Origin of the sequence: Sphingobium sp. ZW T5_29 (genome assembly GCF_044987515.1) — a bacterium.
In the GTDB taxonomy this organism is placed as follows: domain Bacteria; phylum Pseudomonadota; class Alphaproteobacteria; order Sphingomonadales; family Sphingomonadaceae; genus Sphingobium.
In genome coordinates, this window is the sequence record NZ_JBJDRM010000016.1 from 1 (window position 1) to 12198 (window position 12198).

A 12198-nucleotide genomic window follows, 5' to 3' on the forward strand; every position below is an offset into this window, starting at 1 on the left:
GGCGGGACGGGTCTTCGCGGTCGACCAGCTTGACCCGCGTCCCCGGAACAGGCTGTCCCACGGTGCCCGGCTTGTTCAACCCTTCATATGGATTGGAGCAGACCACGGGGCTGCTCTCCGTCAAGCCATAGCCTTCGCACAGTTTCGCGCCGGTCATGGCTTCGAACCGTTGCTTCAGTTCCAGCGGCAGGGGCGCCCCGCCCGAAATGCAAAGGCGCAGAGAGGAAAAGTCGATATTCGGCGTCGCGGGATGATCCAGCAACGCTTGATACATGGTGGGCACGCCGGGCAGCGACGTGGCCTTCGTCCGTTGGATCGCCGCCAGCACCTGCACCGCTTCAAACCGGGGTAGCATCACCATCTCGCCGCCATTCAACACCGTGCGGTTGAGCACGCATGTGTTGGCGAAGACGTGAAAGAAGGGCAGCACTGCCAGGATGCGGTCGGGCGCTTGCGGATGCGGATCGATCATACGGACCTGACGCGCATTGGCCGTCAGATTCTGATGGGTCAGCATCGCACCCTTGGGCCGTCCGGTGGTGCCGCCGGTATATTGCAGCAGGGCGACATCTTCTTCAGGGTCGATGCTGACCGCCACCGGATCATCGCCATGGCGCAGCAGGTCGGCATAGCTGGTGATGCGGGGATCGTGGGGAACGGCGGCTGTTTCGCTACGTTTGAACAGGCGGAACAGCACTGACTTGGCGGGCGGCAGCGCCTCTGCCACGCATCCGACGACCAGCCGTTCAAGGCTGCTATTGTCCAGCACTTCCTGCGCGGTCGGAAGCAGCGCCTTGGCTGAAAGCGTGAACAGGACCTTGGTCCCGCTATCCTCCACCTGATGTTCCAGTTCGGCGGCAGTATAGAGCGGAGAGAAGTTAACGACGGTGGCGCCCGCCATCATCGCTCCATAATAGGCCGCGACATAATGCGGGACGTTGGGAAGGAAAAGGCCGACCCGATCGCCTTTGCCCACGCCCATATGCTGCAGGCCCTTGGCAACGCGCCTTATGACGTTGAGCATTTCGCCATAACTGGTCTTGCGCCCCAGGAAATCGACCATCACCCCATCGGGCTTGGCCGTTGCGCTGCGCAGAACCATGTCCACCATCGACATGGGGGGGAACGCCTGATCCCATGGCACGGGATGACTATAGTGGTCTTTCCAGACCTCTTCGCTGCTCTCCATATCAACAGGAGTAAGTGAGGGACCTGCTTTACGCAAGCGTAAAGCAGTCCGCGCCCGCCTGTCGGATCGGTCCTTCCATCCCTGCGGGGATGGAGGGAGGTAAAGGCTTAAACGTGGCCCTTATTGTCGCTGAACGGATCCAGGATCTTGGCGGCGCTCGAAATTAGCTCCGCTTCGCTCTTCAGCGCCTCTTCCGCGCGCTGTGCGGCATCGTCGCGTTCACGGCGCAGTTCAGCGATCAACGCTTCGCGATCGCCATCAAGCCGCGAATCGGTTGGCGCTTCGATACCCGCCTTCTTCGCGGCCTTTGTCACCAGTCCGTCCAGTTCACGCTGCGAACACAGGCCAAGCGTCACCGGGTCCTTGGGCACGATGTTGGAAATGTTCCAGTGGGTACGGTCGCGGATCGCGGCGATGGTGGTGCGCGTGGTCCCGATCAGCTTGCCGATGGCGCCATCCGAAATTTCGGGATGGTTGCGCAAAATCCATGCAATGCCATCGGGCTTGTCCTGCCGCTTCGACACGGGCGTGTAGCGAGGCCCCTTGGTCCGGCGCACAGGCTCCGGCCCCTTCAGCATCTTGAGCCGATAGTCAGGGTTCGCTTCGCCCTTATGAATTTCATCCATGGTGATTTCATGGGCGCGCACCGGGTCGCGACCGGTATATTTCGTGCCTGCGGTATCGTCAGCGATAGCCTGCACTTCCAGAATGTGAAGCCCGCAGAATTCCGAAATCTGATCAAAGCTCAGCGCGGTATTGTCGACCAGCCAACTGGCAGTCGCATGGGGCATGAGAGGCTGGGACACGGGGACTTCTCCGGCACTAAAAATGACAAGGGCCGCCCAAGCAGGGCGGCCACGCCCGTGCAGAGATAATGCATGACGTGCGAGCGGGCAAGGAAAAGCGTCAAGCCGCTTTGTCTGTGCCTGTCGAACCGATGCAATGAAGGCCGGTCAGGAACTCCTGCGCGCTGCGTTTCCAGCTGAACGTCCTGCCATAGGCGGCGCACGCCCCACGGTCGCAGGGCAGCGCCGCGACGATAGCATCCTCCAGACAGTCCGACAAAGCGCCCACTTCGGGCGTCACTATGTCGATCGGGCCGGGCACGGGATAGGCTGCGACGGGCGTCCCACATGCCAACGCCTCTATCATCACCAGACCGAAAGTATCGGTGCGGCTGGGAAACACGAACAGGTCCGCCCCGGCATAGGCGCCCGCCAGTTCCTCACCGAACAGGGGGCCAAGGAAGTGTACGTCGGGATAGGCCCGCTCCAGCGCCGCGCGCGCAGGGCCGTCGCCTACCACAACCTTGCTGCCCGGATGATCGCAGGCCAGGAACGCTTCCAGATTCTTCTCGACCGACACACGACCCACGGACAGCAGTATCGGCCTGGGCAGATCGGCGAACAGGGCCGGTGGCGGCGCGTCGGGCGTGAAGGCGTTCAGGTCGACCCCTCGCCCCCATTTGCGCACTTGGGCGATGCCATGGGCGCGCAGTTGCTGCCTGACGGACCGGGTGGACACAAGCACCGCGCGCGCAGGACCATGGAACCAGCGTATATAGCGCCAGAACCAGGCGGCAGGCAGACCAGTGCGCCGCGATACATAATCGGGGAAATGCGTGTGATAGGCAGTGGTGAACGGCACGCCCGATCGCAGGCACCAGCGCCGCGCGGCCAGGCAAAGCGGCCCTTCCGTCGCCAGATGCACGGCGTCGGGCGCAAAATCGGCTATTGCCTGCCCAATGACACCCGATCGAACGAATGCCAGCCGGATTTCAGGATAGGTCGGACAGGCGATGGAGCCGTAGAGATCGGGCGAAATCACCTTTACCGAATGGCCCGCCCTTTCCAGTTCACCCCTGATCGTCAGCAATGTCCGCACGACGCCGTTGACCTGCGGCGACCATGCGTCGGTCACGATGACGATCCGCATCGGACGCGGCCCGGTCATGCCGCCATACGGACGGTCTGGCCCGCCTCCCGCGCGGCGATCTCATCGGCCCAGTGCAATATTTCCATCCGTCCGTCGAAATGTTCGACCAAGGCGGTGCATCCTTCCACCCAGTCGCCGTCATTATAATATTGGATGCCGCCAATTTCGCGCATTTCGGCATTGTGGATGTGGCCGCATACGACGCCATCCACGCCGCGCGATCCGGCCTCATGCGCCACGACCTCCTCAAAGCGGGAGATGAACTCGATGGCATTCTTGACCTTGTGCTTGGCGATCTTGGACAGCGACCAATAGGGCAGGCCCATGCGTTGGCGCACCGCGTTCACCACCACGTTCAGACGCATCAGCAGCGAATAGGCCGCATCCCCGACAAAGGCGAGCCAGCGGTGGGCGAGCATGATCGTGTCGAACTCATCCCCGTGCAGGACCAGCAGCTTGCGGCCGTCGGCAGTCTCATGGATTGCCTTGCGCCGAATCTCCACACCGCCAAAGCTGAGGCCCGTGAACTGGCGGAACATCTCATCATGATTGCCCGGAATGTATATGACCCGCGTGCCGCGCTTGGCCCGCTTCATCACTCGCCAGACAATGTCGCTATGGGCGGCAGGCCAGTAAAAGCGCCGCTTCAACCGCCAGCCGTCGATGATATCGCCCACCAGATACATGGTATCGCTATCAACGCTGTCGAGGAAGTCGATGAGCATTTTGGCATTGCACCCGCGCGTGCCCAGATGAATGTCGGAAATCCAGATCGTGCGATATCTTTGCCGCTCCCCTTCCCTTTCCGGGCTGGCGATGCGGTCGATGCCATCCTGCAGTTCGGCAAGAAAGGGCAAGCGCGTAATGGCGTTCATGATGCGGCCTTCGGAGCTGTTGTCCTCAGGCCCGAATCCCTAGCCTCTCATTATGACAATCTCGCACCGAATATGACCGTAATACTACGGCCATGGCGCGTCAGACAGTCAGCACGATCTTGCCGAAATGATCGCCCGCGCCCATCCGGGCATGCGCCTGGGCCGCGTCGGCCAGGGGGAAGCGCTGGTCCATCGCTGGACGAAGCTTGCCCTGCTCGACAAAGCCCCAGACGTTCTGCACCAACTCATCCGCCACCAGCCCCTTGAACGCTGCCGACCGGGGCCGCAGCGTCGATCCGGTGAGCGTGAGGCGCTTGCTCATGACTTCGGGTATGAAGATGCTGGCCTTCGCTCCGCCCAGCACGGCGATGGAAACATGGCGGCCATCTTCGGCCAGGCATTGCAGATTGCGCGGCACATAGTCGCCCCCAACCATGTCCAGCACAGCCTGCACGCCCTGCCCCCCGGTGATGCTGCGGACCTGCTCCACGAAATCCTGGCTCTTGTAATTGATCACATGGTGCGCGCCCCAGGCCTTTGCCTGTTCGCATTTCGCGTCGCTGCCACAGGTGACGATGATTTTGATGTCGAACAGTCGGCACAGCGAAATGGCCATGGTGCCGATCCCGCTGGTGCCGCCATGGACCAGGACAGTATCGCCACTGACCACATAGGCCCTTTCAAACAGGTTCGTCCAAACCGTGAAAAGCGTTTCGGGCAGCGCCGCCGCTTCGACCAGATCATAACCTTCCGGGACCGGCAGGCACTGACCGGCAGGCGCAACCGCATATTCGGCATATCCTCCACCCGGCAGCAGGGCGCACACGCGCTGGCCGAGTAAAAGGTCGTCGTCGCCGCCAGTAGCAACGATGGTGCCCGCGACTTCCAATCCGGGGATGTCGGTTACACCGGGCGGCGGCGGATATTTGCCTTCTCGCTGCATGACGTCGGGGCGGTTGACGCCAGCGGCTGCCACACGGATCAGCACCTCGCCGGGACCTGCTATCGGTACGGGCCTCCGCTGGGTGACCAACGCTTCCGGTCCCCCTGGGTTGGGGGCCACAACCGCGGTCATTTCAACCGGAAGTCCTTCTTCAACCGCCATTCTGGCTGCCCCCAAAAACCTGTTCGCCCGCCGCTTTCGGTAAACGGTATCAGCGCCTTATTGACAGACTGGCTTAGGCGGTCAACATTGGCGTTATGGACGTGGACGACGATCTTGCCCGTAGGGCTGATGATCCGCTGGCCCAACTGCTCCGACAGGATCTGGGTCCGCTTTCCGTTGCCGAGCTGGAACAGCGCGTCAAAGCGCTTGAGGGCGAAATAGCACGGACCCGCCAAGTGATTGAAAGCGCCGTTAACCATAAAGCAAGTGCCGAGGCGTTATTCAAACGATGAACAAACGCCCCGCCCCCTGCGGCCTTGAATATGGCTTCACCGGGCACGGGCAGTCTGGCAATTCCGGTGATCGGGGACTCCTCCTTGATCCACCGTCGAGCAATGCCGACATAGTGTTCAAGACAACCCCTTTTTGGGGTCAGGAGTAGAACAGAAATGCCATCTTTCGCACCCGCCCTTGAAACCACCCTGCACAATGCGCTGACGCATGCGTCGGAACGTCGCCACGAATATGCGACGCTCGAACATCTGCTGCTCGCCTTGATCGACGACGAACATGCGTCGAAGGTGATGCAGGCATGCGGTGTGGAAATTGGCGAATTGGGCGACGCCGTCACCCAATATCTCGACAGCGAACTCGACAGTCTGAAAGTCGAAGGCGTCAGCGACCCTTCGCCTACCAGCGGCTTCCAGCGCGTCGTCCAGCGTGCGATCCTGCACGTCCAGTCTTCCGGCAAGGATGAAGTGACGGGAGCTAATGTGCTCGTCGCGCTTTTTTCCGAACGGGAAAGCTATGCCGTCTACTTCCTGCAACAGCAGGACATGAGCCGTCTCGATGCCGTCAGCTATATCAGCCACGGCGTAGGCAAGGGCACGTCGGCGCCTGAATCCCGCGAAACGAAAGGATCGCAGGAGGATGAAAAGAAGGCGCAGGATGGCAAGGGCAAGAAGGACAGCGCCTTGGACCAGTTCACGGTCAACCTCAATGAAAAGGCGATGCGGGGCAAGGTTGACCCGCTGATCGGCCGCAGCGCCGAAGTCGACCGGACGATCCAGATTCTGTGCCGCCGGTCCAAGAACAACCCGCTTTATGTGGGTGATCCGGGCGTGGGCAAGACCGCCATCGCGGAGGGCCTGGCGCGCAAGATCGTCGAGGGCGAAGTTCCCGACGTGCTCAAGGAAGCGGTGATCTACTCGCTCGACATGGGCGCGCTGCTCGCCGGCACCCGCTATCGCGGTGATTTCGAGGAGCGGCTGAAGGCCGTCGTGACCGAACTTGAAAAGATGCCGCACGCGGTCCTCTTCATCGACGAAATCCACACCGTCATCGGCGCTGGCGCGACCAGCGGCGGGGCGATGGACGCGTCCAACCTGCTGAAACCCGCTCTGTCGGGTGGCACGATCCGTTGCATCGGTTCGACCACCTACAAGGAGTTCCGCAACCATTTCGAAAAGGACCGCGCCCTGCTGCGCCGGTTCCAGAAGATCGACGTCAACGAACCGACGATCGAGGACACGATCAAGATCCTCGCCGGGCTGCGCAGCGCCTTTGAAGAGCATCACAATGTCAGATACACCCCCGACGCGATCAAGGCGGCGGTGGAACTGTCGGCGCGGTACATCAATGACCGCAAGCTGCCCGACAAGGCTATCGACGTGATCGACGAAGTGGGCGCGATGCAGATGCTGGTGGTGCCGTCGAAGCGCAAGAAGACGATTACCCCGCGCGAGATCGAAGCCGTGATCGCCACCATGGCGCGCATCCCCGCCAAGACCGTCTCTGCGGACGACAAGTCAGTGCTGGGATCGCTCGACACCGATCTAAAGCGCGTCGTCTTCGGGCAGAACCGGGCAATCGAGGTGCTGTCCTCCGCGATCAAACTGTCGCGGGCGGGCCTGCGCGATCCGGAAAAGCCCATCGGCAGCTATCTCTTCTCCGGCCCCACCGGCGTCGGCAAGACAGAGGTCGCGCGCCAGCTCGCCAATCTGCTCGGCATTCCGCTCCAGCGTTTCGACATGTCGGAATATATGGAACGCCACTCGGTCAGCCGCCTGATCGGCGCGCCTCCGGGCTATGTCGGCTATGACCAGGGCGGCCTTCTGACCGATGCAGTTGACCAGAACCCGCACAGCGTGCTGCTTCTGGATGAAATTGAAAAGGCGCATCCCGACCTGTTCAACATCCTGTTGCAGGTGATGGATAATGGCCGCCTGACCGATCACCACGGCAAGACGGTGGATTTCCGCAACACCATCCTCATCATGACCACCAACGCGGGCGCGTCGGACATGGCAAAGGAAAGCATCGGCTTTGGTGAACTCACCCGCGACGATGTGCAGGAAGACGCAGTGAAGAAACTCTTCACCCCGGAATTCCGCAATCGCCTGGATGCCATCGTTCCCTTTGGCTATCTGCCGCCGGAAATCGTGGCGCGGGTCATCGACAAGTTCGTGCTTCAGCTTGAACTGCAGCTGGCCGACCGCGACGTCCACATCACGCTGGACGACGATGCCAAAGGCTGGCTCACCAAGAAGGGCTATGACAAGCTCTATGGTGCCCGCCCAATGGGCCGCTTGATGCAGGAAAAGATCAAGCAGCCGCTGGCCGAGGAATTGCTGTTCGGCAAGCTGGTCCATGGCGGTGAGGTGCATGTCCGGCTGAAAGACGATGCGCTGGCCTTCGAAATCACCCCGGCCGCTCCTAAAAAGGGCAAGAAGGGTGGCAAGGCAAAGCCTGCGGAATCCGCGAAATAGGTCCACCACCGATCTACGTTGAAATTGAGGGCGGCTCTTTTGGGCCGCCCTTTTTCTTGTCCACTCGGCACGGCAGCGGGGCCGTTCGATATGGCGCGAGCCATTGAAATACCGCGATACCAGCTGATAAGGTGCCCCGCCCTACAGCCGTGGAGACTATCGATGGCAGATGAAATCATCTTCTACACCAATCCCATGTCGCGCGGGCAGATCGCCCGCTGGATGCTGGAGGAAGTGGGGCAGCCCTATCGGGCCATCATTCTCGATTACGACACGACGATGAAGGCCGCCGACTATCTGGCCATCAACCCCATGGGCAAGGTTCCAGCCATCCAGCACAGGGGCAAGACCGTCACCGAAGCCGCCGCCATTTGCGCCTATCTGGCCGACGCCTTCCCCGCTGTGGGGCTGGCCCCGCCCACTGACCAGCGCGCCGACTATTATCGCTGGCTGTTCTTCGCAGCCGGGCCGGTGGAAGCAGCCGTGTCCAACAAGGCGCTTGGCCTCGTCGTGCCCGCAGAGCGGGAGAGATCGATTGGCTACGGCAATTATGACCAGACCATCGATACGCTGGAACAGGCCGTATCAGCTGGTCCATGGATATGCGGCGGTCAATTCACGGCAGCCGACGTCTATGTCGGGGCGCAGGTCGACTGGGGCCTGTCCTTCGGCACCATAGCGAGCCGCCCCGCCTTCGAAGCCTATGCCGCCCGCATAAGGGATCGCCCGGCCTACAAGCGGCAGAAGGAAATCGACAACGCCCTGATCACGCAAATGCAACAGCCCACATAAGGAAAAGGCCCGGCAGTTCGCATCGCCGGGCCTTTCGGCTTCAGTCCACTGTCACGCGATCATTCGCGATTGCCCATGAAGCGCAGCAGGAACATGAACATGTTGATGAAGTCGAGATACAGGCTCAACGCCCCCATAACGACCGACTTGCCCATCATGTCCGTTCCCGCGACCTGGGCATAGATGCTCTTGATCTTCTGCGTGTCATAAGCGGTCAGGCCAGCGAACAGCAGGACACCGATGAAGCTGACCACCATGTCCATCACGCCCGACTGCAGGAACAGGTTGATCACCATCGCAACCAGCAGGCCGACCACGCCCATGATCAGGAAGGTGCCAAAACCCGACAAATCCTTCTTAGTCGTATAACCCCACAGGCTAAGGCCCGCGAACGCCGCCGCCGTGGCAAAGAATGTCTGCGCGATCGACGCCTGGGTATACATCAGGAAGATGGACGACAGCGACAGCCCCATCACCGCCGCATAGGCCCAGTAAATGGCCTGTGCCGCAGGTGTCGATAGCTTGCCGATGCCAAAGCTCAACACCATCACGAACAGCAATGGCGAGAACATGATGACATATTTCAATATGCCGGGCTGCAACAGGATCTGAGCAGCGGGCGAGTTCATCCCACCCCATGAAAACAGCAATGCGACGATGCCGGTCAACAGCACGCCGCTGGACATATAATTATAGACTGACAGCATGTAGCTGCGCAGGCCCGCGTCGTACGCCTCCCCTCGCGCTACAGTCGTGCCGCCAAAGCTCGCCATGTCGGAGCGGGGATCGGACCAATTGGCCATGGGAAAATCTCCTTCGCCGACGCTCTTCCGCCGGTGACTCTATTATCGGCATATACGGCCATTAATTCAAGCGTAGAGCGCAATGCTGACTCGACGCGGCTACTATCCTATATGACGGACATGCATCGGCTGTTTATCGCCATTCGTCCGCCTGCTGAAATCCGTGCGAGACTGCTTGCCCTATCCGGCAACATAGCTGGAGCGCGGTGGCAGGATGACATGCAATTGCACCTCACCCTGCGTTTCGTTGGGGAAGTCGACCCGCATCAGGCGCAAGACCTCGCCGACGCGCTGGCCCTGGTCAATTTCACTCCCTTCACCATCGCACTCTCCGGCTTGGGGGAGTTTGAACGAAAGGGCCGGGTCGACACGATCTGGGCAGGCGTCCAGCCGCGCGACATCTGGGCAGGCGTCCAGCCGCGCGACGCCCTTACTCAATTGCATCAAAAGGTCGATCGCGCCTGCGTTCTGGCGGGATTGACTGCGGAAGAACGCGCCTATCTGCCCCACATCACCTTGGCCCGCCTCAGCCGCGGAGCCGGATCCACGCGAGCCTTCCTCGAACAAAATGCCGGTCTGTCCAGCCCACCCTTTCTGATCGACAGGTTCGGACTTTTCGAAAGCCATCTGGGTCAATCAGGCGCGATCTATCATCAGGCGGCGATCTACCACGCCGTGCCCCAAAGCCCAGAGGCGATATAGGCCCACGAAACTCAGCCGCCGGAAATCACCCCGCACGCCACCCGTCCGCCAGCATTTCCGGCCGGGTCAGACTTATTGTCATCGGCCTGCGCGTGGATCACGATGGCCGCGCCGTCGGCATCCAGCATTGGCATGGCGCCATTGTTCAGCCTGGCGCCCGGTATGACATATTCCATCTGGCCCGAACCATCGGCGCCGGCGATCATATTGGGCATGTCCCCCATATGCATGCCTGCCGGATTGTCCCTGCCATGCTGTCGATTGCCGGGATTCCAATGTCCTCCTGCGCTGGTAAAATCGGGCGGAGTGCAACTGCCCGTGCCGTGGATATGGACTGCGTGCATGCCCGGCGTCAGCCCCCTGGCATCGACCATTATGTGCAGACCGTCGGACGCCTCCGTCACCTTAGCCTCTCCACGGGACGACCCGTCCGCCGCCAACAACACAGCCGCAGCGGAAGCGGATGCCGTGCCATCAACACCCTCATCCTGAGTGGTCGCACAGCCAGTCAGCATCGCCGACACCGACAAGGTCATGGCAAGGATAGAATGTCTCATGATGGGCTGGGCTCCAGGTTGATGAACATGTTGGGCAAACGCGACCCGGGCCGCTTTTGTTGCGTATCCATCATGATTACGCGAAATCGACGCTGATTGCGCATCGCGAAACGTATCGACAGATGCAAATCCGCCTCAACGGCTGGCAATCTCAAACAGCAGCAGGCTTGGACAGACCCCGCAACGCTGAATTCATTTTCAACAGCCGCACGCATGGAAAAGGGGCCAGTCTTTCGACCGGCCCCTCCCATTTCTTCCGTCCCGAAAGACGGAATATTCTTACTGACCCGAACCCGGACCGTAGGTGATTTCCACGCGACGGTTCTGCAGTTCGCGAACGCCGTCGGCGGTTTCGACGCGGGGGTTCGATTCACCGAACGCCTGGGTCGTCATCACACCGTCTGGGATGCCCTTCGAAGCCATGTAGGCCTTGACGGCATCAGCGCGACGCTGCGACAGACCAACGTTGTACGAGGCCGAACCCGAACGGTCCGCATAACCCGCCAGCATGACCTGGGCGCTGCCGCAGTTGCTGTAGGCCGAAACCGCGTTGTCCAGAATGGTGGCGGCGTCAGGCGTGACGTCGGCCTTGTCCCATTCGAAGAACACGATGTACGGTCCAGGGCTGCACTCAGCGACCGGCGGAGGCGGCGGAGGCGGCGGGGGAGGCGGCGGAGGCGGCGGGGGAGGCGGCGGCGGAGCAGCCGGCTCACCGAAGTTATACGCCAGACCCAGCAGCAAGCTGTGCGTGCGCAGCTTGGTGCTTACGTCCGAGCCAGCCGGCCCGGCCGTCGGGAACGCGTTAACCAGGTCGATGTCGTCCTGGTTGAAGAAGCGATACTTCAACGAGACGTCAACGTTATTGGTCAGCGGATAACGAACGCCAGCGATTGCCTGCCAGGCAAAGCCAGTGTCGGAATCGTTGACAAGGTCGTTGGCCAGCTTGGCGCGCGAAACGCCAACACCACCGCCGACAAAGCCCTGCAGGCCGTCGTCAGAACCGAAGTCCAGCAGGCCGTTCAGCATGAACGACAGAGCCGAGGCCGAACCGCCGAAGTTGCTCTTGTCCAGATCAACCTTGGCGCGCTTGTAGGCCGCTTCGGCTTCCAGGCGGAAACCGCCGAAGTCATAACCGATGACGGCATCGCCGTCCCAACCCTTGTGGTAGTCCACATCGGGAACAGTCACGCCGGGGGTAAATTCAATGTCCTGATCTTCGACAATCATGACGCCAGAGTCGATACCGATGTACCAGCTGTCGTCACGCGCCAAGGCCGGAGTGGCCAGGGCACTGGTCGCAAGCGCAGCCGCGAGGGCAAGCTTCCGCATTTGGATTCCCCTTTCAAAAGTGTCACGAAGGACTGTGGAAACCATGTATCGGCAAGAAAGTTTCATGGCAAGTCCACATTTGCCGGAACTGTTGCGTTTTTACATCACCCTTCCCGAACGGCGGGCCGCCAAGGCTAATTGGA

At 60.9% G+C, this 12198-nt stretch carries 12 protein-coding genes; 4 read left to right on the forward strand and 8 right to left on the reverse strand.

Going from position 1 to position 12198, the window contains the following annotated elements; translation table 11 throughout:
- From ACI3KQ_RS13710 to ACI3KQ_RS13730, 5 genes are all read right to left on the reverse strand, one after another.
- Positions 1–1189, reverse strand: a 1189-nt coding sequence (locus ACI3KQ_RS13710) for an AMP-binding protein (protein WP_404958516.1), incomplete at its 3' end; no start/stop codon positions are given.
- A gap of 107 nt (positions 1190–1296) precedes the next feature.
- Positions 1297–1980 carry a DUF1013 domain-containing protein gene (locus ACI3KQ_RS13715; RefSeq protein ID WP_404958660.1) on the reverse strand — a complete coding sequence of 228 codons (684 nt, stop codon included), beginning with the start codon at positions 1978–1980 and terminating at the stop codon, positions 1297–1299.
- Between the two features lie 115 nt (positions 1981–2095).
- On the reverse strand, positions 2096–3124 hold the full coding sequence (locus ACI3KQ_RS13720; protein ID WP_404958662.1) for a glycosyltransferase family 4 protein: 1029 nt from the start codon (positions 3122–3124) through the stop codon (positions 2096–2098).
- Between the two features lie 14 nt (positions 3125–3138).
- On the reverse strand, positions 3139–3999 hold the full coding sequence (locus tag ACI3KQ_RS13725) for a UDP-2,3-diacylglucosamine diphosphatase (RefSeq protein ID WP_404958518.1): 861 nt from the start codon (positions 3997–3999) through the stop codon (positions 3139–3141).
- A 100-nt stretch (positions 4000–4099) separates the two neighbouring features.
- Positions 4100–5074 carry an NAD(P)H-quinone oxidoreductase gene (locus ACI3KQ_RS13730; RefSeq protein WP_404958520.1) on the reverse strand — a complete coding sequence of 325 codons (975 nt, stop codon included), beginning with the start codon at positions 5072–5074 and terminating at the stop codon, positions 4100–4102.
- 125 nt (positions 5075–5199) lie between these two features.
- Here ACI3KQ_RS13730 and ACI3KQ_RS13735 point away from each other — a divergent pair, with 125 nt between their 5' ends.
- The 3 genes from ACI3KQ_RS13735 to ACI3KQ_RS13745 all read left to right on the forward strand — a co-directional run bounded on the left by ACI3KQ_RS13735 (position 5200) and on the right by ACI3KQ_RS13745 (position 8664).
- Positions 5200–5397, forward strand: coding sequence for a DUF1192 domain-containing protein (locus ACI3KQ_RS13735; RefSeq protein ID WP_404958522.1), 198 nt, complete (start codon positions 5200–5202; stop codon positions 5395–5397).
- 156 nt (positions 5398–5553) lie between these two features.
- A complete protein-coding gene (clpA, locus tag ACI3KQ_RS13740; protein ID WP_404958524.1) occupies positions 5554–7872 on the forward strand; it encodes an ATP-dependent Clp protease ATP-binding subunit ClpA in 2319 nt (772 codons plus the stop codon).
- 162 nt (positions 7873–8034) lie between these two features.
- Entirely contained in the window at positions 8035–8664 is a 630-nt protein-coding gene (locus ACI3KQ_RS13745) for a glutathione S-transferase family protein (protein WP_404958526.1), read from the forward strand.
- A 59-nt stretch (positions 8665–8723) separates the two neighbouring features.
- Here ACI3KQ_RS13745 and ACI3KQ_RS13750 read toward each other — a convergent pair whose 3' ends face one another.
- Positions 8724–9467, reverse strand: coding sequence for a Bax inhibitor-1 family protein (locus ACI3KQ_RS13750; protein WP_404958528.1), 744 nt, complete (start codon positions 9465–9467; stop codon positions 8724–8726).
- A gap of 120 nt (positions 9468–9587) precedes the next feature.
- Here ACI3KQ_RS13750 and thpR point away from each other — a divergent pair, with 120 nt between their 5' ends.
- On the forward strand, positions 9588–10169 hold the full coding sequence (gene thpR / locus ACI3KQ_RS13755; protein ID WP_404958664.1) for an RNA 2',3'-cyclic phosphodiesterase: 582 nt from the start codon (positions 9588–9590) through the stop codon (positions 10167–10169).
- Between the two features lie 11 nt (positions 10170–10180).
- On the opposite strand, the gene ACI3KQ_RS13760 is transcribed toward thpR, so the two are convergent.
- Entirely contained in the window at positions 10181–10726 is a 546-nt protein-coding gene (locus ACI3KQ_RS13760) for a superoxide dismutase family protein (RefSeq protein WP_404958530.1), read from the reverse strand.
- Between the two features lie 279 nt (positions 10727–11005).
- A complete protein-coding gene (locus tag ACI3KQ_RS13765) occupies positions 11006–12055 on the reverse strand; it encodes an OmpA family protein (RefSeq protein ID WP_404958532.1) in 1050 nt (349 codons plus the stop codon).
- Positions 12056–12198: the final 143 nt, after the last annotated feature.

Coding starts and splice junctions, on each gene's coding strand:
- ACI3KQ_RS13760 (WP_404958530.1), bottom strand. CDS start 10,726: ATGAGACATTCTATCCTTGCCATGACCTTGTCGGTGTCGGCGATGCTG.
- ACI3KQ_RS13730 (WP_404958520.1), bottom strand. CDS start 5,074: ATGACCGCGGTTGTGGCCCCCAACCCAGGGGGACCGGAAGCGTTGGTC.
- ACI3KQ_RS13765 (WP_404958532.1), bottom strand. CDS start 12,055: ATGCGGAAGCTTGCCCTCGCGGCTGCGCTTGCGACCAGTGCCCTGGCC.
- ACI3KQ_RS13715 (WP_404958660.1), bottom strand. CDS start 1,980: ATGCCCCATGCGACTGCCAGTTGGCTGGTCGACAATACCGCGCTGAGC.
- ACI3KQ_RS13725 (WP_404958518.1), bottom strand. CDS start 3,999: ATGAACGCCATTACGCGCTTGCCCTTTCTTGCCGAACTGCAGGATGGC.
- ACI3KQ_RS13720 (WP_404958662.1), bottom strand. CDS start 3,124: ATGCGGATCGTCATCGTGACCGACGCATGGTCGCCGCAGGTCAACGGC.
- ACI3KQ_RS13750 (WP_404958528.1), bottom strand. CDS start 9,467: ATGGCCAATTGGTCCGATCCCCGCTCCGACATGGCGAGCTTTGGCGGC.
- clpA (WP_404958524.1), top strand. CDS start 5,554: ATGCCATCTTTCGCACCCGCCCTTGAAACCACCCTGCACAATGCGCTG.
- thpR (WP_404958664.1), top strand. CDS start 9,588: ATGCATCGGCTGTTTATCGCCATTCGTCCGCCTGCTGAAATCCGTGCG.
- ACI3KQ_RS13745 (WP_404958526.1), top strand. CDS start 8,035: ATGGCAGATGAAATCATCTTCTACACCAATCCCATGTCGCGCGGGCAG.
- ACI3KQ_RS13735 (WP_404958522.1), top strand. CDS start 5,200: ATGGACGTGGACGACGATCTTGCCCGTAGGGCTGATGATCCGCTGGCC.